Here is a 20,703-nt window from a genome sequence, read left to right as displayed (position 1 = left end):
ATCTTGATGAATTTAGGAGACTGATTTCACTTAGTCTCAGTAGCTTTGTAAAAATTTTTCAACGATGCTGGACTTCACTCAAATCATTTCGGTTACGCTGATTCTGTTTTCGGTAATCGATATTCTAGGCTCCATTCCAATCATCATCGACCTGAGAAAGAAGGTGGGGCATGTTCAATCTGAAAAAGCAACACTGGTAGCCGGGGTACTGATGATTCTTTTCCTTTTTGCCGGAGACAACCTGCTTGGCTTATTTGGTATCGATGTAGGTTCATTTGCCATTGCCGGTTCTATTATCATGTTCATTATCGGTATGGAAATGATTCTGGGTAGAAACTTCTTCAAAAACGAGCCTACCGCAGCGAATAACAGTTCAGTCGTACCTATCGCCTTCCCGCTAATTGCCGGTGCCGGAACTTTGACTACTCTTATTTCCATCAAGGCAGAATATGACGAAGTGAATATCCTGGTTGGTATTATCATCAACCTGGGCTTTGTTTATCTGGTCTTAAAATCGACTAACTGGCTGGAGCGTAAAATCGGTGAAGGCGGAATCGGCATACTTCAGAAAATATTCGGAATTATCCTGCTATCCATTGCGATCAAGCTCTTTAAAGACAATATTGCCAATCTATGATCATTATTTATACTGATGGCTCTTCCCGGGGAAATCCAGGTCCTGGTGGCTATGGAGTCGTCATGAAATACAAAGAGCACCGAAAAGAAATCTCTGAAGGCTTTCGAAAAACCACCAACAACCGAATGGAATTGCTGGCCATTATCGTTGGTCTGGAATCCATCAAAGTGGCTAATGCCCCGGTAAAGATTTACTCGGACTCCAAATACGTAATCGACTCGGTAACCAAGGGCTGGCTTTGGGGCTGGATTAAGAAAGACTTCAAGGGGAAAAAGAATAAAGATCTCTGGTTGCGCTTTGTAGACATTTACAATAAACACAGGGTCACCTTTCAATGGGTAAAGGGCCATGCGGGTATTCCTGAAAATGAGCGATGCGACCAGTTAGCCGTTGAGGCCGCTGAGGGCAGCAAATTACTGATTGACGAAGGTTTTGAGTCGGGGCTCTACTCCTAGCTTTCCATTGAGGTAAATTCATCATCATGCCAAATACCTATTTCCAGTTTAAGCAATTCAAGGTAAATCAGGACCAATGCGGCATGAAGGTCACTACCGATGGCTGCTTTTTTGGAGCAGTGATTGAACCAGTGGCTGAAGGCAGAATACTGGATATTGGAACAGGCACCGGGTTACTGTCGCTGATGCTGGCTCAAAGATCAACAGCACAGATAGAGGCTATCGAAATAGACGACAATGCCTATAATCAGGCTCAAGCTAACTTTTCAACTTCTCCCTGGAAAGACCGATTGCGAGTTCACCATAGCCCGTTTCAGGAGTTTAGCACCCAGGTGTACTACGACCAATTGGTTTGCAATCCTCCCTTTTTTGCTAATTCCCAACAGGGTAAATCCAATTCCAAAAACCTGGCCTTACATGCTTCCACCCTTTCCATGGACGAGTTACTTCAATATGGTAGAGACTTACTTAAAACAACCGGCTCTTTCTGGATTATGTACCCTGAAGAGGAAATGAATCAGCTCCTGGGAAAATCTTCTGCCCATGGTTTCTTTTTGTCCAAAGAAATCTTGCTTAGCAACACTGAGGAAGGCGCCATTTTCAGGAAAATCGTAAAGCTGACTAAAGCTAAACCCGAACAGACGGAAAGAGAGAGTTACTTTATCAGATCTGCTCATGGCGACTACAGCGAAGCTTTCACTGATTACTTAAAACCTTATTATCTTCATCTGTGAGGAAGATAATGCTCTCGCTCCCTTTTATCATGTTTGCCTCTACTTCAAAAACCAAAGCGGGTAACACTTAGACATAACCATTGAAGAAACAATGGCTTCATCTATCAGTGGTTACTCAATCACCAGTGAATTTTTTACCGCAATAACTTGTTCGATTTCTATGAAAAAATATCAACTACCTGACCAAACGAGAATTGGTCATGTACACCTGAAAGTGGCTGACCTAAATCGTTCGCTTGACTTCTACTGCGGGCTACTCGGTTTTGAGTTAATGCAAAAGTATGGTACTCAGGCTGCTTTCATATCAGCAGGGGGATACCACCATCATATTGGTCTCAACACCTGGCAAAGCAAAGGACAACCACCTGCCCCTCCACAATATCCTGGACTTTTCCATACAGCCATTTTATATCCAACCAGAAAGGACCTCGCTCAAATTTACCAGCGCATAACAGAAGAGCAGTATCCTTTTACCGGTTTCGCTGATCATGGTGTTTCAGAAGCACTCTATCTTGACGATCCTGATGGTAATGGTGTAGAACTCTATTGGGATCGCCCCAAAGATCAATGGCCATTGACTGAAGAAGGGGAAATTGATATGTACACCGAAAGGTTAAATATCAGCTCTTTACTCCAAGAGCTAGACACCTGACAGACTCTGACTTGCAGGGTTTATATTATTCCGATAACTTGGTCGGCTTTAATTGATAGCTATGGAAATTTTGGGAATAGATGTTGGCGGAAGCGGCATCAAAGGGGCCATTGTCGATACAGAAACAGGTAAACTGGTTTCAGACAGAATAAGAATCGCCACCCCTAATCCCTCCACTCCTGGCGCTGTAGCTGATGTCATCAGAGACATTAAAGAACAACTGAAGTGGAAAGATAACATCGGTGTTGCCTTCCCTACTGTAGTGGTCAATGGAAAAGCAATGTACAGCAGCAATCTGCACAAAAGCTGGAAGGGCACTCAGATAGATGATTTGATTTGCGAGTATTCTGGAGAAACCGTTACGGTGATCAATGATGCGGATGCTGCAGGACTGGCTGAAATGCGATTTGGAGCCGGCAGACATCATAAAGGTGGCCTGGTGATGGTCATTACAATCGGTACAGGTCTCGGGAGCGGTGTTTTCTGGGATGGCCAACTGATTCCTAATTTCGAAATGGGCAGGCTCTACTATAAAACAGGCGACCTGATTGAATACTACGCAGCAGATTCAGCTCGTAAGAAAGAAGAACTGAGTTTTGAAGCCTGGGGCAAAAGACTCAACAAGTTCCTAAAGCATATCGAGCGGGTTTTAACCCCTGACTTTATTATTCTTGGTGGAGGAGTAAGCAAGCATATTCACAAGTTCAGAGATCAGATCGACATCAGAACACCTTATGTGGCTTCTGAAAAGCAAAACAATGCCGGTATTATCGGTGCGGCTGTCAATGCTGCCGAGCATCATAAGTAGGTTAGATTGCTCCTATCTCACGAGGGAATATGTTACAGACTTGAAGCATACACATAATTCTCAATTCCAGAAGGCAGGCTCGTCTATTCACAATAGACTTAATTTAAGGGAACCAATAAGGCATTCGTACAAGTTTTGTTATTTTGCCGTTGTATGACAGGCAATCCAAGTTTTAATCAGGCTTTATGACTAACCTGGGAAGGTACATTCTTTTTATTGGCAAGCTTTTCACCAATCCTGAGTCATTCAGAACTTACTTCAGGCTAATCATTGATGAATGCATATACATTGGTATCAACAGTATTGTGCTGGTAGCCATTGTTTCTGTATTTATGGGCGCAGTGTCTACAGTCCAGACGGCCTATAACCTGGTAAGCCCGTTTATTCCTGACAGCATTATCGGTCTGGTGGTTCGTGACCTGACCATACTTGAGTTGGCCCCAACCATTACCGCTATCATTTTTGCCGGTAAGGTAGGATCGAGCATTGCAGGTAATCTGGGTACGATGAGAATTACAGAACAAATTGATGCCCTTGAAGTCATGGGGATCAATTCGGTATCATACCTGGTACTACCTAAAATTGTTGCCACCCTCATAATGTATCCGTTCCTGGTTATTCTGGCAGGTGCATTGGCCATTGGTGGCGGTTACCTGGCGGCAAGTCTGGCAGGAGTTTTAGGAACACCTGACTACCTCATGGGCCTAAAGATGAACTTCAACGAGTTCAGTGTCACTTTTGCCCTGATCAAATCTATCGTATTCGGATTCCTTGTTGCTTCTATAGCGGCTTATATGGGATATTACACCAAAGGTGGTGCGCTGGAAGTAGGACAGTCGAGTACCCGGGCGGTAACCGTTAGCTGTATCGCCATTCTATTAAGTGATTTTGTTTTAGCCCAACTCCTTTTAGTAAGATGATAGAAGTAAAGAACCTGACTAAATCATTTGGAGATAAAACGGTACTGAAAGAGATCTCAGGCACCTTTGAGCAGGGAAAAACCAACCTGATTATTGGAGCCAGTGGTTCCGGTAAAAGTGTGATGCTTAAAAATATTGTCGGACTTTTTAAGCCGGATTCAGGTGAAATACTCTACAATGGCAGAGACTTCATTACTGCTGACCGAGATACCAAAACAGACATTAGAAGAGAGATTGGGATGCTCTTTCAGGGAGGGGCTTTATTTGACTCCATGAACGTAGAGCAAAACGTTAAATTCCCTCTGGATGTGCTCACCCGAATGCCGGAAGATGAGAAGATGGATAGGGTCAATGTCATACTCAAAAAGGTGAAACTGGAGAACACGAACAAAAAGATGCCATCAGAAATCAGCGGTGGTATGCAAAAGCGTGTCGGTATTGCCAGAGCTATTGTCAATAACTCTAAATATCTGTTCTGTGATGAACCTAACTCCGGACTGGATCCGCTCACTTCCATCAAAATTGACCAGCTGCTGGCAGAAATCACCGATGAATATCAGATCACAACTGTCATTGTTACTCACGACATGAACTCAGTTATGGAAATCGGAGAATACATACTCTTCATTGCTGACTCCAAAAAGCTATGGGAAGGCAGTTCTGATGAAATTATGCACTCAGGCGTACAGGAACTGGATGATTTTGTCTTCGCCAATAAGATGATGCGAAAGGCTAAGTCTTTTGGTGGATTTTAACTCGCTGTCTACACTTCACATTTTGCTCCTACGGAACTGCAGAGGCATAGGCATAACCATTGTCTACAAGTGACCTAATGTCATAACCTGGAAAATGCCCTCCTGCTTCAAAAGCTGCGTAGAAGCGGTATATCACAAAATTACAGGTCTTTCTTTTAGATTAAAGGATTGCCTCACCATGGCCTAAGTATATCAGTAAGACTTTTGTTCATTCCGGACTTGTGAAATTAGCAGGAGGCCTATGACAGTACCTGTGAACCATTACTTACTTCTCTACAGCATAGCTCTCATCGAGTGTATCATACTCATTATAAGAACCATCATATAGCCTGGCATCATAGCCGAGGTATTTAGCAATGGTATAGATAACGGAAGCTCTCAAACCCACATGGCAGTATGACATCACCTGCGAATTCGGCTGCAATCCTATGCCTGTATAATACGCTGACAGGGTTGCTTTATCCTTCAGGAACATGTTTTCATCTACAATATCTAACCAGCAGATATTGGCAGCCGTAGCGATATGCCCCGGCCTTCCGTAATCACCCTGCTCAGTGCCATTATAGTAAACATCCCTCCTGGCATCTATCAACTGAATCTTTGATTTCTTTTGTGCCTTAAGTACATCGCTTTTATCGGCAAAGCGTTTCTTTACTGCTTTAAGTTTAACAGGTTCTTCTGCTCTTGTACGTTCAACAGGAGTTGTACTCAAAGGCAGATTGTTGGCTTTCCAGCCTTTCAGCCCCCCATCGAGGATCTTGACCTGATCTGAAACGCCATAGTAATCCAGCGTGAAGAATAACCTGAAGGTAGCGGCATGGTCAGTACCTCCATAGTAGAGTACAATAGTAGACTCGTTGTTAATACCAAAATTCTGTAGTGTATCTGCTAATGCCTCTTCTTCCGGTAACTCCCAGTATAGATCACCTCTGACCACAGTATACTGCTGCGGAACAATGGACAATGCTCCTTTCAGGTGTCCCTCCTGGTAGGTATTAGGGTTGGCTACATGGAGAATGACCAGGTCTTGGTCATCTATGTGTTCCTGCATCCACGCCTGATCAACAAAAGTCTGACTGTAGTCTGTTCTTTGAGCATTTGCGCTGAGGCTAATTCCAAAAACAAAGAGTAGAAGAAGTGTCCTGAAGTTTTTCATGGTTTTGAGTTTTCATGAAAATACGGAAACCATATGCTGCTTGAATAGCTTAGATCAGCCTTTAACCTTTCATTAACTTCTCTTTAACGCTTCAATCAGGAAGTGTCCTTTAGAACAGTGCTGTCACCTGCACTCTCCCCAAATGCACCACCCGGCTGTCGGCTGATTTACGTCCGTCATATCGTACCAACAGTTGCAGGCCATTGCCCAGCTTCTGCTGCCAGTTGAGGTTCCAGGTGAGGTTAGTACCCGGACGAAGTGCTTCCAGTAGTTCGTAGCCCACCGGTGAGGTTTCTGTTCCTTCAAACTGAATATCGATGTACTTGAAATTGGCTGTAATGCTGGTTTGCACCGCTTTGGAGTACCTGGCTCCAACACCCAGCTCCGTGATCTCTGATTTCTCGGTAGATGACTCCGTCAACACATTCTGTTTGTCTTTGAAAGCATAAGAACCTGTTATTCTAATGTTCCTATTGGGCTGAATACTCAGGGAAGGATTAAAATTGGTTGACTCCACCTGATAGTTTCTTTGGGTCAATACATCGGACTGACTTATTCTAAGGCCATTGATGTAGTTAAGATCGAGGTTCAGGCCTCTGTTGATATTCCACCTTAAATGATAGCGGTAATCTTCATTTAGTCTTTGCTCAAACCCATTCACCAGTAGTTGTTTGTTTTCCAGTCTGGCCAAACCTACATCTGCACCAAAAACAGCATTAGATCGATTAAAGAATAGTGTCGACCTCAGATTTTCATTGTAGCCAAGTACCTCGGCATCATTCACCTGAGTTGGCCATAGCCTGTTAACCAGTTGATCATCGGTAATCTTGGCATTCAGTCCCCAGGCGGTAGTATTGGAGAAGTGTGAAAGTGTTTTCTTCAAACCCGATTCTTCTCCCCATTCCCTCGGGAAGTTCAGGTTAAACCGATAGGTAATGATGGTGTTGAAAGCCTCCTCAAAGGTATCAGTTGGCACAAAGATTTTGGCGTAGTTCTTTTCATCAGGATTCACGGCCAGATAGAACTCATTCAGGTCCTGCACTCCATCACCATTATCATCCCGCCAGGTGTGGGTACCCTCTCCGGTAGGCACCTGAATGAAGATAAACTCTCTTCTCAGCTCACGGCTATTGGCCAGGTTATAGTTTAAATCTGACTGAATAATACCCTTAAAAAAACTGGCCGACCAGTCGATACGTCCCATGATGGTTTCATCATTTCTGTCTTCTTCACTTTCATTCAGGTTTACCAGATTTCTGTATGTAAAAAGCATATAGAGTCGGTTATTCTGATTGATCTGGGTTCTGAAAAACGCATTCCATGTATTAGACTGATTATTATCAATCAACTGGCCGTTAACTGGTAGGCGATCTTCTCTGGTCTGATAGTCAATACCGTATGTGGTTTTCAGCGTATCAGCATTTCTCAGGTAAAAAGTATGCTCTCTGAAGTTCATAGCAGACCTCACCACCTCGCTGGTCAGTTGATTCACCACCTCGTTTTGGTCCTGTCTGTACCGATAACCCGGGATGAACCACTTACTTCGATAAGAAATATCCGCATTGAACCGATTCCATTCCGAGCTGAGTACAGTCTGATCATTATTCATCAGATAGACATCTGACTTAAGCAGAAAGTCTCCCAACTCCTTAGTCAGGTTAAAGTAGTGCTGGAAACCATCAACAGCCTGTCCTCTCTTTCTTCTCACCACTCGATATGAGGCTGAGTTCAGCATGTTTTTTCTCAAAGCCAGATCAGCGTTGAATATATTTTCTGTGTAATTGGTGCTAAATTCATCAGGATTGAAACTCCAGTCCCGATCAAATTCTATGTAGCGAAGTCTGTCAATGAAAGAGAACGACTCACTGTTGTACTCATAGGAAAGTGTACTATTGAACTGGTAATCAGGCAGGAAACTCACCTTTCTATCTTTGGTCTCATGGATCACCTTATAGGCCAGACCGCTATCATCATCGCTATCCAGTTCAGAATACAGGTTAACATCATTTTTCGAGAACGCCACTTCTGCCTGTAAACCATCGGTCTTATTCAGTTGCACTCCTCCGGCCAGGGTAACCATCGATTTCTGATTCGGGGCATTGAGAATGGCAATGGGTTCATATTTACCCTGAGCCTGACCATTGACCGGAGCGATCCAATCGTAGATACGTCCGTTGGCGGTGGTATTTCTGAGAATATAATTACCATTACCACTTCCTACTTCGGTAAAGCGCACATCAAAAAAGGCACTATCCGGATTGGTAGAATACTGGTAAATAGGGTATGTCATTCCCAATGCATCAGTTCCCGTTGTCTTACGGTATAAAATCAGGTCCGGGTTGTAGGCTACACTGTCAACTCTGGTGGTAAAGGCATTATCCAGATCATCACCCACATTCGCCAGAATTACTTTTTCCTCATCAGTCAGGTCAAAGAGCAATGGCTGAGTGCGGTTGTCCTTTTCACTGTAGTAGTTAAAGGCAAAGTTCACTTTTTCATTAGCCTGATAATGACTGGCCTGCACTATTGAGCGGCTGTAGTTCTGGTCTGAAAACTCATAGTCGACCCGGATACGGGTGAACTGTGTGATGAGCACCTTATTGGTAAAAGTAATTTCACCCAGATTATAGTCAATGACATAATCGTTATCAAACCCGCGGGTCATTTGCTGACCATCGATAAACACCTTTTCTGAACCCGCCAGAATAATGATAAAGCGTTCGTTATTAGGCCCTCTGACTCGATATGGCCCGAGCACGCCTTCAATCGGATTGATAGACACCGATGCGAAACGTCCTTTAGCCACAGAGCCGGCTACCGTTGTTTCTGCTTTGAAACCTCCTGGTAGCTCATAGCTGGTATTGAATTGGGCACCTTGTACATTCTTATAATAGCGCAGAAAGTTTGACTCACCATTGCGAAGAACCACATCGCCACCTTTCAACCTCCATTTATCCTCATTGTAGAGTTCAATGAATACATTATCAAAATCCTGAATCTGCTGTGTATTACCCTCCGGTTGAAAAGGAACATTTCTGTCGGTTATTACCGCTCTCAGGTTCACATTCTCTGTCAACTGACCTTCCATTTGCAGGTTCAGGGTAGAATTGACAAAGACATCTTGTCGGTTGCCAAAAGAAACACCTCTGGATATACTTCCGGTTTTATAGATATTTTCGGTATTGATGATCTCCTCACGTTTGGGAATAGCTAAGGCCTGCTGATAAAGAATAGCATCTTTGAATAATGCCGTTGAATCGTAGATATCAAGGGTCTTATGGGCTCTTTTTGAATGTAGATCGAAGGGTAATGTAGTGTAGCAAACCCTTACGGAATCGAAGGTACTATTGATGAACGTAATCGTATTGGTGTTCAGGTCGAAGCTGAATTGTTGTGCGGAGTCCGGAGCGGTGATTCTGATGGATTCAGGGAAGACAGTCAGTGAGTCAAGTAGCTGAGGCCCATCCGTTTTTATCCATCGGCACCTGTCAAAGGGGGACTGCGCCAAAGCAGCAGTCGACATCAAAGCCAATAAAAAAACGAATGACCAACGTAGCACACTTAATCGGTTAGCGGAAACTCCAGGTAGAAGGTAGTGCCTTCTCCTGTTGCAGATTCAAACCATATACTCCCTCCGGCATGCTCTACCCCACGTTTAGCTATGGCCAAACCGATACCTGAGCCTTCTGCCTTGGTGCTAAATTTAGGGATAAATATCTTCTCTCTGATTTCTTCAGGGATTCCCATGCCATCATCAGCAAAAGTAATTCTGGCCTTATTATGAGTCACCACCAGTTCAACCTCCAATTGGCACACCTTACCTTCAGGCATGGCCTGGGCAGCATTCAGAATCAGGTTATTGAAAATCCTGCCTAACAACTGATCATCGGCCATCACCCAAACGGGTTGTCGGGGAATGTTGGAATGTATTTCAATCTTATCTTCATGGAATAGCCGAACCGACTTCTTCAGTACTTCTGCCAGATTAATCCGTTCACTACGCGGCATAGGCATTTTGGCAAATGAAGAGAAAGAAGTAGCAATATCGCTCAATGTTTCAACCTGACTCAAAAGGTTGTCGATCGGTTTATTGAAATCTGTATCCAGATCAGGAGCCGATGAGAGTACCCGTTTCAGGTGCTGTAGCTTGAGCTTCATGGGAGTCAATGGATTCTTAATCTCATGGGCTACCTGTTGGGCCATTTCTCTCCAGGCACTCTCCTTTTCGCTCAGGGCCAAAGCCCTTTTACTTTTCTCCAGGTTGGCCAGCATCTTATTGTACTCTCCCACCATCAGGCCAATTTCATCTTCTGCCGGCCAGGTCAGCGGCTCGTTCAGGTTAGACAGTGTGGTCCGCTTTATCTTTTCTGTAAGGAACTTGAAAGGATAAGTCAGTATGCGCGATGCCAGGAAGGAAAGCACCACAAAAATCACAAAAATGAAGGTGAAAGAATTAAGTATGTTCGAGAGTATATCCCGTTGCTCTGCCTTTAACTGCTCTTCTGAGTCGAAGAAAGGCATACTCAGTACCCCAAGTAACTGATTATTCTCATTAGAGCGAATACCGAAGTAGGTGGACTTGTAGCTTAAGGCCAGATTACCCACTCTTTCTGTGAACAGCTCTTCCTTCCCTCCTGACTCAATGATATTGGCCATAGCCTGAGGGTTAATAAATGGAGCCAGGAGCTCATTATCGAAAATCAATCTTTGGTTGGTAGCAATCAGTCGCCCATTCGTATTGAATAGGTTGATGTCGGCCCTGGCATATTGACTAATCTCCGATATACGATTTTCCAGCGCTTCATTGTTTTCATTCCTTCCTTCCAGGAACAACTGAAGCTGGTTAGCCAGGTTATTGGCTGCACTTTCCGTAGTCGCCAGGTATTGGTTTTCAATGTTCTGTTCTACCGTGGTGTTAACCAATCTGAGCACAACAATGCTTACAATAATAAGTGGGAGGAAGAAAGCGAAATTCAAAAGAATCTGAATCTTGGCCGAGAGAGTTACCGATTGCTTTCTGGTGTTGAAGTACCCTGCTGATACTCCAAAGATCAGAATGATCATACCTACAGTAAAGAGGAAGAACACGGAGAAGTTGGTAATCAGGTACTGTAAAGGGTAGTGATGGCTTGAAATAACAAAGACCTGATTGTTCGATTGATTTCTGACCGCCAGATGGTCATAGCCCGCAATGCTTACAGGTGATTCATAAATGGCATCCTGATCCAACAGGTTCACATCAAAATCTCTGCGGTAGTTAAAGTCTCCAGAACTACTTTGCAGGCCTCTTCCTTCGAACACCGCATAATCCAGATGACCAAATTCACTGGTCTCCGGAGATTCATTTAACAAGAGCTGTGGCAGAATGCTGTTGTTCAGTACCTCTTTGCGATCAAGCCTTACCAGTACATATCCAATTACTACTCCATACCTTCTGATCTCATTGAAAAGGTAGTATTGATTAAGCACCACAGGGTAATTGGACCGGTAAAAATACAGATTCTCAAACTCGGTCTGATTGATGTCCTGTCCATACTCAGCTCGCAATTCATCATAGGTGAAAGGCGTGGAGCTATTCACCGCTATACCATTCCCATTGAAGATCAGTACTTCTATTTCATACTTGTCGAAGTATTCACCCAAAAAGACCCGCTGAATCTTTTGTCTGATCAGGTCCTTAGAAGAAAATGGGTTGGCAATATTGGTCTGAATGAGTACATCGGATTCTATTCTTTCCCTGGCCTGCGATAAAAGGTACTCAGCCTCAAGGTCATTTTCTGACAAGAGCCTTGTGGCCAGGCTTCTCTTATCTCCTAATGCCTCATTTTTAATATGTCCTCCCAACAGAATGTTACTGATGGTGGCCACCAATAATGCAGTAGCAAACAGATAAAGGAAGGTGGAGTAATTGGCCTGATAAAGCTGTTCAGCCAGGCGGAAATAGTAGACCACTAGTAAGTAAACGGCCAGCACCAACAGTATTGCTGCATAAGGTCCTCCTAGTAAATAGACCAGAGTTGCCGAAGCAATTATGACAGAAGCTAACACAAAGATGACTACTCCGGATTTCCTGATTTTTCTCAACTCTGTACTTAGGTACTGTCCAATGAGAAAAGGAATGACGCCTATGACAAATAGGGCAAAGTATGCCATGAACTTATAGCCTGAGAAGCTGATATCGGAACCCACATCGAAAGACCATTGTGAATTGGAGAACAAGGACCTGGCTTCCTGAATGAAGTAGTAAATAGCACCCAACAGCAGGATGACTGCAATAAGGATAAAAGCCGGTCTTGCTTTATCTCTTGGTTTCTGAAGTCTGGTTAACCGAACAAAGGCAAAGACGACAATACTGAGTATAGCCAATTGGTTGAGCAGAAAATCTCCCAGGGAAGGCTGCCACCAACTCTCTGCAAAGTAATCGGGTTGAAATAGCCCCCACTCTACTACACTTAGCGGATATTCATATCTGAGCATAAGCAGCCGAACAGCCCCCAGAAAAATGGTCAGGAGAATGATAGATGGCAGTAACAACTTCCCGTCTGCCAGTTGTATGGCATAATGATAACCGGAACGAATAAAGAAGTATATGGCCACCAGATAAAGCAGTAGAATTAGTACTGCATAATTCGGGTAATCAATCTTCATCCTTTCCGTACCCTCAAAGGAGAACAGAAAGATGCCCTCAGGAGAATAGACATTTCGTTCGCCACTGGCATTTTCAGCAGAACTCAATGTGAAAGAAGACCGTCCGAAGACCTTACCATTCAAACCGTAGTCTCTGAAAGAATCGTTCAGGGGTACATCCGAACTGAGTGGAAGCATAGCGTAAATCTCCACTACTCTGTTTTGTGCACTGTTAATCACCTTCCGCTTGACAATGTACTGTCCACTCTTTAATTCAAGGAACCTGTAGATGTAAGTACCGTCCAGTGTACCGTACTTAGGCACAAACCGATTGGTGCTCCAATAAATAACTTCACCGTTCTCGAAGATGAAGTAAGGCATCTCATCATTATTGGAGAAGCGATTGAAAAGTCGACTCAAATCAACGACAGCGATATCGCTGATTTGCCTCAGTTGTTCGTCTAACTGCTGAAGCTGAACAGACAGATTTTGGGAGATCGTTTCTTCAGGGTTAACCCTACGCTTCTGATCGGAGAAGATGGCTTCATCGATAACCAAAGTCAGTCCAACCAATAGTACACTGATTAGAAAGGCTTTGTGCTGAATAAGAAGCTTCCGAAGCTGATTCAAGTTATTTCTGCTTTAGCGAATTGGAATCTACTAATAATTCGCGGCTTGATGCGAATTAGCACATTCCTAGCAAAAATACTACCTAAAAGGTTTACCAAAACCTAAATCATAAAATGGCCTCATTCACCAGTTACTGATCTACCAACGAATTGTATGAGCCATTGTATTAATTCCTTTCGTAACAAGAATAAAAATCCTGAAGATTGACAAATCGCTTTTACCCAAAAGTCAAACAAAAACAGAGAAAGTTAATATATATGTGTATTATTTATATATTAACACATTCAGCACGAGCTTCGATATTAATTATAGAATTGAACCTCGTATATATCAGGGGCTAAAAAGCAGAACTTTTCGCTATCTCTTCTGAATCGGAATCTCCTTCCAAAGAAACTACTCAGATAATGATTGCGACACCCTTACAACTCTTAATTTATATCTCAAACCATAACACAAATAACCCTAGTTAGCTCAATTGCATAAGCACTAGATGAACAATTGGATTTAGGTTATTCTGACTCTAGAAGGCTTTACGTAACCCTCAATAGATTCAGTATGCAAAATATAATTATTAAAACACAATTAATTGAAAGAGTTCATCAATTAATAAAGAGAAACGCAACTGGAACTCCTGAAGAGCTCTCAAGGAGACTATGTGTTTCTAGATCTAGTCTATTTAGACTTATTGAAACCATGAAAAGTTTGGGAGCACCAATTATTTACGACTCTAATAAGAAGAGTTATATCTATGAGCATGAGGTAACTCTATCCTTCGGTTTTAAAAAAAGAGACAGTCAGTAACGAGTTTATTTTTTGATTCAAAATCTTTAGTCTCAGAAAATGAGATTACCATTTTTTAGAATTGTCTCGCGTATAAATTTTATCACTTAAAACTATTACCAATGAAGAAGGTACAATTAGTAACACTATGTTTGGTCACAGCATGCTTCTTTTCCCTAATTAGCATGAAATCATCAGAACCAAAGTTATTAGGAAATGCGAGACCTGCAGGAAATACTCAAAGCAGTCTGTCAACTGTTGAGCAAGATGCATGGGTTGCATCAGCTGTAAGATTCACAGTAGCAGCAACAAGAGCAGCTGTCAATTATACAGCAGCAGCTGTCAGAATGCTTACTCCACAAGTAGAAGCAGTTACCATTCAGGCATCTACTACACTTATTATCACCAACAAAGTCAATGAGTCAAAAGTAGATTATCTCAAACAATTTGAGGTTTTCAAAGCTCAGAAAATGCAAGCTTTAGGCTAATGACTCATTACAAGATCAATACTACTTTTTTCCGAAGCACAATAATATTGTGCTTCGGTCTATATTGGACTACTACCATTGTTTTTGTCTCTCCAGACAACTATATCAATGTTAGTTTACTTAAGTTCAAACACAAATTTGAAACCTATTTCTATCAACAGTGGGGCTTTTTTGCTCCGCCACCAAAATACAACGATCGACTATACTACTATTTCATCAGTGACCTCAATAATGAGTATGTGCTCAGATATGAGGTCATAGAAGACCTACAAGTCATCAAGTCAAAAAAAGCTCCCTTTAATTCAACAGAAGACATCTTAGATTACATCTTATCCAGTTCATTACATGCAGTTAATGATGGTCTAGTGGCAGTAAAGGAATCCCTAGAGTACGAACTTAACAACGGACTAATTGAAGCCTTGAATGACAGCGTCATTATTGAAGAAGGAAGAAATTTCATACAGCAAATCAAGAGCTTTGAAACTCTATTTAATTATGGTCAAATAGTAGCCAAAAAAAACTCAGTACCTAAAGACTTTAACAAAGTTGTAATCGAAATCTCTCATGTTGAAATGCCAAAGTTCTATTCTCGCTCAGAACTTCAAAGAGATAGTATCAAAAGTGAAAAAGTAATTTTTAGAAGTGATACAATATCACTTTTCAATCCATAATTATTTTTATGAATTATTCATCTAATTTATTAACAACTGACCTCTTTCATAAATACTCTCCAGTTCTCAGGGTTTCCGTCTGTATTTTCCTACTGAGAGATGTAATTGTTATGAGAGAATACTTCGAAATAATTTATTCCGGTAGTTCCTTCTTAAGTACTGGAGAATCTCCAATTCTTAATTTCATAGGCATCGGTTCTGAGTTAATAAGAGACAATATTCGGCTGTTTTATGGTCTTTATATTATTCTGATTTTTAGCTTCCTTTTTGGGTTAGGAAAATGGTTGACCCCATTGCTACTTTTCATCTTCTTGGATATTATACAAGCATTCTCATGGGTAACTCTAAATGGTGGAGATAACTTGGTAAAGTTTCTGACTCTCTACCTGATTTTCATCAACTCATATAACTCCCTTTCCATATTTCCTTCAAGGTCCTCTAAATCAAAAATACTAATTTCCAACCTAGGGGGTATTTCTGTTTGTCTCCATTTATGTTTGATCTATTTTCTTTCAGCAATTCATAAAATACACTCTGACGTATGGTTTAATGGAATTGCTACATATTATGTTTTAGGCTCTGAAAGATTTCAAGGTACTCCTTGGAATCAATTATTGGTCCAAAATGGTTTATTCGTGACCATTACAACATATGGCACTATTCTACTCGAATTATTTTTCCCAATTCTCATTTGGTTCAAACAGACTAAACGGCTCTTTCTTTTGTTAATGGGTTCATTACACATCTCCATTGGCTTGTTTATGATGCTGTATGATTTTCAGTTTCTATTTATAATGTCTTTGGGTATGTTTTTGAATAATGATGATTGTGTAGGTTTATGGAATAGCATAAAATGGCCTCTTTCTTGGCTACAACGTTCAACCAAAGGGCTCTTACCGTCATGATAGCCCTTATCATTTTAGCCTCACTCTTACTAACCGGGTTGATCGTTTTCATACTATGGAAAAGGCACATCTCTCTTCCCGAATTGATTAGTGAAAATAAAACTGGTACCCCGATTATCCTTGGCAACTGGTTGAATAAACTTTACGATTTAGAGAAAATGGATGGTGCCTTTTATCTGGGAACCTTAAATGGTTCGACTACAGAACTTAACTTCATTCACGGCTATGCTGATTTAGATTATACTATTAAAGTCGATAGTAACAGCACATTCAGATTAGCCTCCCTATCCAAATCCTTTACTGCATTTGCCACCATAAAACTCTGCGAACAATATGATATTTCTCTTGAATCAGATTTTGGTAAGATTATTCATGCCCCATTACTTCAAGACATATCAATTCTTGACCTACTTCAGCACAAATCCGGACTCACAAATGATTACCTAGCTATCTCAGATAAGAAAATTCAAAAGTTCAATAATGATCAACTTATCTCCGCTTACAAAAATCAATATCTTCAAAAAGGAATTGGAATCGGAGCTGACAGGCCATTTAAATACCAGAACATCAATTATGTATTACTGACCAGCTTATTTCCACTCTTGGCTAACTCAACCTTTGAAAAATATCTTCAAGAATTATTAGTCAAATATGGTTTAACTCAGACCGCTACGGTTAACAATCTCACTAGTGGTAATCAGCTGGTATCTGCCTATGAATCATTCCTTGGTGGTAAACATCAGTCTATCAGAGCAAATCGCTTCGATCAAATTGTTGGAGACGGGGGTGTGATATCAAACATAACCGATTTAAAAAAGTGGGGGCAGATTTGGTCAAAGGAAATTTTATCAAACCAAATTATCTCGAAAACAATCAATGAAGTATATGTTTCTCCAACACTAAATTATCAGTTCGGTTGGGTATTTGAAAAGGATAGTTTTTGGCACAATGGGAGTTGGAATGGTTTTAATACATTCATGCTGGTTGACCATCAAAACTCAAAAACACTTATTGTACTTGATCATTCGAACAACCCTCGATTCAACTCAATTATCAAAAACACATTACGTTTTCTAAACATTAAAATTGCAGCATATGGCACATGACCGGCCTGGTATTTTAAAGCACGTTTTTATACTAGGGACTTTAGTATTTGGAGTTGTTGAACTAATACTTCTAGGCCTTAGCATTAACGGCTATTCTTCAATGGAGCTCCTATTAATCCCCTTCTTGGCAGGTTTATTATTTCTAGGACTACCTCCTCTGATAATCCGACATAGGATAAGTGTAAAAAGCCCCACGAAAGCCACACTTGTTTTCTTCCTTACGAGCCTTTTAATTTATTTAGCTCTTGATACACTTCTATACGCATTCATTCCAGAATTGTCAGAAACCTTTATAGTTGCATTAAACAAACTCGGGAGAACGAATGAAACATCCATTACAAGCATCCCCCAAAGCTTTATTAACCTTATTTTCACAATTGGCCTGTCTCTTATTGGCGTCATAATAGTCAGACAGAAAAAGATTGTAAGGTTACGAGAATAAAAAATCTGAATTCAGACATTACATAGAAATTCCGATTTCAGTGGTGAGTAACTACCTATTTCTTATTCTCACCGTACTTCAGTCCACCGAAGATATAGAGATAGAATATTCTGGAATAGCGAAACATCAGAGGATAAAGCAAAACCACCTCCGATATGATAGCAACCATATATACATTCTCACTCACCGGATGAAAGAACATGTAAATGATGAAGGCTGAAACCAGAAACAGGCCTACAGAGAGGGCATAACTGATATACATTGCACCATCGAAGAAACGGGGCTCACGTTCAAACTTCACTCCACACGAAGAACAGGTATCGTTGATCTTGGTGAACTTGGATAAATTGTAGGCAGCGAAAGGAAAAAGTTTACCTTTTCTGCATTGAGGGCATCTACCCTGCAATACTGCCAGCGCCTTGGGCTTTTTTGACATTTTTTCTACTCGATTTGTACCAGATATAGGCAATCACAGCAGCCAGAACATATGGTGTAAAGAACAAGTAGAGAATACCCAGATTCAGGTTGGCAGCCATTGAAGTATCGCCCGCACTTACCGATGATTCAACTGAGCCCCGACACATCGCACATTGTGCAAAAGACTGGCTGGCCGAAATCAACAATAACAACCCTATAATTAAAAATCTCTTCATTTGTTCTGCGCTTAAAGTTAAGGCTTATAACATTGAAATCCGATTAATGTGCATAATAAGGGCTAATCATCAGGTAAAAAGTAATCTTGGTTACGTATGATCACACCAATGATTTTTTCAAATATCATTGAATAAAAAGGGAGTTCTAAACATACTCATTCACTCAAAAGCCGAAAAGAATTGATTTACGCTTAGCTTCAATACGGCCACTATATAAATATTATATGATGTTATTTTATTAAAATAACATCATATTACTCATCGATATTTATATATTTAATGAAATCTAATAGAAACAACTATTTCCTTTCTTTTTTAGCTGAGAAAGGCTCATTACAAAACAATAACATATGAAAAATATCAGATTTATAATCTTAGCAGTCGTTATGTGCTTAATGTCATTTAATGCATTACCATATAAACTGCAAGAAGTTCCTTGTGAATTACCCTTAGGATGGGCTTGCGGGGCAACTAAGGGCACTATTGATCAAGGTTGGTATCAATGGTATCCGATGTTTGGCTATGTATGGCATTCCAATCTAGTCCCTTGTTGTGTATCAAGCGTTCCATCAAACGCCTGTCAACCTTTTAATGTTGGCTGTACCACAGTCTTACCATCTTAATTTATTCAAACATGAAGAGTATTATAAGACCATTGATTTGCATAGTTATCATTATATCATTTGTAAATGCTAATCCTATGCTGAATGTTGAAAAGGAGCTAATTAAACAATCTAGTTGGTTAACTGGTGCACAGATGTCAAACGTCTGGGTATATACGGGTATTCCGTCAGGTATTACTAGGTCTACTTGTTGTTCGTATTCAGATCCAGAAAACGCCTGTCATAAAGGATCCCAGGCTAGTTCTAGCTGTGATTCTTGGAGAATAAACGATGACTTTCTTTTTGTTTTCCCAAAATAAACAATGTGCCGATATTGGTTCATTTCTATGCATCAGTATCGGTGCTGATTCTATTACTGGTTAGAGATAAAAATCTCTATTAAAATGTGTTTACCAGTTTTATAAAAGCAATTTTCCCAATCACACCTTTTCCCACATAATAGTATGAATTGTACACATAAGGCACTAAAACGCTGTACCTTATTACTTGTTTTTTGCTTAAGCCTAGGTTGTCAGAGTGAAAAAAAACCTCAAAACAGTATTCATCGAATTGAAATTGACCCTGGCTCCAATACGAGGCCACTTCAACTCAGTTCAATATCAGATTCGCTGGAGTATATTCATCTGCAATCTGGAAACTATTCTTTTATCGGGAGTATAGCACATGTAGAAGAGTTTAATGGCAAATATTATGTTCATGATAAAGATCAAGATGCCATTGTTATTTTTGATAGAAAAGGCAAGTACATAGATAGAGTTCAAAGAATTGGGGATGGCCCTGGTGAGTATAGGAAAATTGACTTTTTTGACCTTAACAAGAAGAATAGCTCATTAGAAATCTATGATGTCAGGAAAGGTAAAGTATTTACATATGACTTGTACGGTAATTTTGTAAGTAGTATAAGGGTTACGTTAATCTGTAGAGATTTTATTACAACCCCCGATGGAGATTACCTTTTTTATTCTCCTGATGAGTATAATTTTTTCAACGGTACTAAAGAACTTGGCACAGGTCTCATTCATGTATCTCGGAATGGAAAGGAAGCAAATCTCATTCTTCCTTTAGGAGATGAGAAATTTAGCCCAATATTGGTTTCAAGTTCGTTGGTTGAGTATCAAAAAAACACTTATTTATTCTCAAACTATACTGACACCGTATATCAAATTAAAGAAAGTGAAGTGACTAACAAGTATTTTGTTGATTATGGCACACAAATAGATGAGCGGGCTCTTTTAGACCCTAACTTCACTTTTGTTAATGCAGACTTTGCATTTCTTAAACTTAATCCGCTGGTTACTGAGAATACGATCTCTTATTCCTTTCTGTATAAGGGTGAAGACAAGACGACCTTAATTGATAAAACTTCACTCAAGAGTAGTCTATTTAGAGGAACAATTAATGATATTGATAGTGGAATGTTTACTCTGAATGGCACCATGATTAATGACTCAGACTATGTCTCTTTTTTTACAAGTGAAATGGCCAATGCCTATCAGCAATATTACTCCAGCATTGATATATCAAGTACTCAACCAGACAGTTCTAACTATAGAATATCACAGATCATTGATGAAATGAAGTTAAACAACAACAACCCTGTTATCATAAGAACTAAAATGAAAGCAAAATGAGTAAGCCCGAAATCCTAATTACATTTTTTC

Annotated in this window: 17 protein-coding genes; 12 read left to right on the top strand and 5 right to left on the bottom strand. The window is 40.7% G+C overall.

The annotated features are described in order from the left end of the window. Nucleotides 1-64 precede the first annotated feature (64 nt). From ACOOEY_RS16640 to ACOOEY_RS16610, 7 genes are all read left to right on the top strand, one after another. Nucleotides 65-637 carry a MarC family protein gene (locus ACOOEY_RS16640; RefSeq protein ID WP_420385851.1) on the top strand — a complete coding sequence of 191 codons (573 nt, stop codon included), beginning with the start codon at nucleotides 65-67 and terminating at the stop codon, nucleotides 635-637. Continuing rightward, nucleotides 634-1,092, top strand: a complete 459-nt coding sequence (rnhA, locus tag ACOOEY_RS16635; RefSeq protein WP_420385850.1) for a ribonuclease HI — start codon at nucleotides 634-636, stop codon at nucleotides 1,090-1,092. The genes ACOOEY_RS16640 and rnhA overlap by 4 nt, the downstream gene beginning before the upstream one ends. Before the next feature lie 26 nt (nucleotides 1,093-1,118). After that, the gene (locus ACOOEY_RS16630; protein WP_420385849.1) at nucleotides 1,119-1,826 is read left to right on the top strand and encodes a tRNA1(Val) (adenine(37)-N6)-methyltransferase; all 708 of its coding nucleotides are present in this window, start codon (nucleotides 1,119-1,121) and stop codon (nucleotides 1,824-1,826) included. 160 nt (nucleotides 1,827-1,986) lie between these two features. Continuing rightward, nucleotides 1,987-2,478, top strand: coding sequence for a VOC family protein (locus tag ACOOEY_RS16625; RefSeq protein WP_420385848.1), 492 nt, complete (start codon nucleotides 1,987-1,989; stop codon nucleotides 2,476-2,478). Nucleotides 2,479-2,539: 61 nt separating this feature from the next. Next, nucleotides 2,540-3,286, top strand: coding sequence for a polyphosphate--glucose phosphotransferase (gene ppgK / locus ACOOEY_RS16620; protein WP_420385847.1), 747 nt, complete (start codon nucleotides 2,540-2,542; stop codon nucleotides 3,284-3,286). Between the two features lie 185 nt (nucleotides 3,287-3,471). Further along, nucleotides 3,472-4,206 (top strand): MlaE family ABC transporter permease, encoded by a 735-nt coding sequence (locus ACOOEY_RS16615; RefSeq protein ID WP_420385846.1) that lies wholly within the window; start codon nucleotides 3,472-3,474, stop codon nucleotides 4,204-4,206. Further along, nucleotides 4,203-4,961, top strand: a complete 759-nt coding sequence (locus ACOOEY_RS16610; protein WP_420385845.1) for an ABC transporter ATP-binding protein — start codon at nucleotides 4,203-4,205, stop codon at nucleotides 4,959-4,961. Before ACOOEY_RS16615 ends, ACOOEY_RS16610 begins: the two co-directional genes overlap by 4 nt. A gap of 265 nt (nucleotides 4,962-5,226) precedes the next feature. On the opposite strand, the gene ACOOEY_RS16605 is transcribed toward ACOOEY_RS16610, so the two are convergent. The 3 genes from ACOOEY_RS16605 to ACOOEY_RS16595 form a co-directional block, all read right to left on the bottom strand. Beyond that, nucleotides 5,227-6,117, bottom strand: a complete 891-nt coding sequence (locus tag ACOOEY_RS16605; protein WP_420385844.1) for a sulfurtransferase — start codon at nucleotides 6,115-6,117, stop codon at nucleotides 5,227-5,229. A 109-nt stretch (nucleotides 6,118-6,226) separates the two neighbouring features. Then, on the bottom strand, nucleotides 6,227-9,676 hold the full coding sequence (locus ACOOEY_RS16600) for a hypothetical protein (RefSeq protein WP_420385843.1): 3,450 nt from the start codon (nucleotides 9,674-9,676) through the stop codon (nucleotides 6,227-6,229). 2 nt (nucleotides 9,677-9,678) lie between these two features. Beyond that, a complete protein-coding gene (locus tag ACOOEY_RS16595; RefSeq protein WP_420385842.1) occupies nucleotides 9,679-13,374 on the bottom strand; it encodes an ATP-binding protein in 3,696 nt (1,231 codons plus the stop codon). Nucleotides 13,375-14,339: 965 nt separating this feature from the next. Here ACOOEY_RS16595 and ACOOEY_RS16590 point away from each other — a divergent pair. The 4 genes from ACOOEY_RS16590 to ACOOEY_RS16575 all read left to right on the top strand — a co-directional run bounded on the left by ACOOEY_RS16590 (nucleotide 14,340) and on the right by ACOOEY_RS16575 (nucleotide 17,766). Next, nucleotides 14,340-14,642 carry a hypothetical protein gene (locus ACOOEY_RS16590; RefSeq protein ID WP_420385841.1) on the top strand — a complete coding sequence of 101 codons (303 nt, stop codon included), beginning with the start codon at nucleotides 14,340-14,342 and terminating at the stop codon, nucleotides 14,640-14,642. Further along, the gene (locus ACOOEY_RS16585; RefSeq protein WP_420385840.1) at nucleotides 14,642-15,313 is read left to right on the top strand and encodes a hypothetical protein; all 672 of its coding nucleotides are present in this window, start codon (nucleotides 14,642-14,644) and stop codon (nucleotides 15,311-15,313) included. The genes ACOOEY_RS16590 and ACOOEY_RS16585 overlap by 1 nt, the downstream gene beginning before the upstream one ends. Nucleotides 15,314-16,349: 1,036 nt before the next feature. Beyond that, nucleotides 16,350-17,324: a serine hydrolase domain-containing protein gene (locus ACOOEY_RS16580; RefSeq protein ID WP_420385839.1), complete on the top strand. Its 975-nt coding sequence runs from the start codon at nucleotides 16,350-16,352 to the stop codon at nucleotides 17,322-17,324. Then, complete coding sequence (locus ACOOEY_RS16575) at nucleotides 17,314-17,766, top strand: hypothetical protein (RefSeq protein WP_420385838.1); 453 nt, start codon at nucleotides 17,314-17,316, stop codon at nucleotides 17,764-17,766. Before ACOOEY_RS16580 ends, ACOOEY_RS16575 begins: the two co-directional genes overlap by 11 nt. 55 nt (nucleotides 17,767-17,821) lie before the next feature. Here the strand turns inward: ACOOEY_RS16575 and ACOOEY_RS16570 are convergent, their stop codons facing one another. Both ACOOEY_RS16570 and ACOOEY_RS16565 read right to left on the bottom strand, forming a co-directional pair. Then, nucleotides 17,822-18,202: a DUF983 domain-containing protein gene (locus ACOOEY_RS16570; protein ID WP_420385837.1), complete on the bottom strand. Its 381-nt coding sequence runs from the start codon at nucleotides 18,200-18,202 to the stop codon at nucleotides 17,822-17,824. After that, a complete protein-coding gene (locus ACOOEY_RS16565) occupies nucleotides 18,162-18,419 on the bottom strand; it encodes a hypothetical protein (RefSeq protein ID WP_420385836.1) in 258 nt (85 codons plus the stop codon). Before ACOOEY_RS16565 ends, ACOOEY_RS16570 begins: the two co-directional genes overlap by 41 nt. A gap of 1,066 nt (nucleotides 18,420-19,485) precedes the next feature. Here ACOOEY_RS16565 and ACOOEY_RS16560 point away from each other — a divergent pair. Next, nucleotides 19,486-20,673 (top strand): 6-bladed beta-propeller, encoded by a 1,188-nt coding sequence (locus ACOOEY_RS16560; protein WP_420385835.1) that lies wholly within the window; start codon nucleotides 19,486-19,488, stop codon nucleotides 20,671-20,673. The last annotated feature ends 30 nt before the right edge of the window (nucleotides 20,674-20,703 follow it).

Source organism: Roseivirga sp. (assembly GCF_965216855.1).
In the GTDB taxonomy this organism is placed as follows: domain Bacteria; phylum Bacteroidota; class Bacteroidia; order Cytophagales; family Cyclobacteriaceae; genus Roseivirga.
This window is presented reverse-complemented; position numbering and strand designations above follow the sequence as displayed.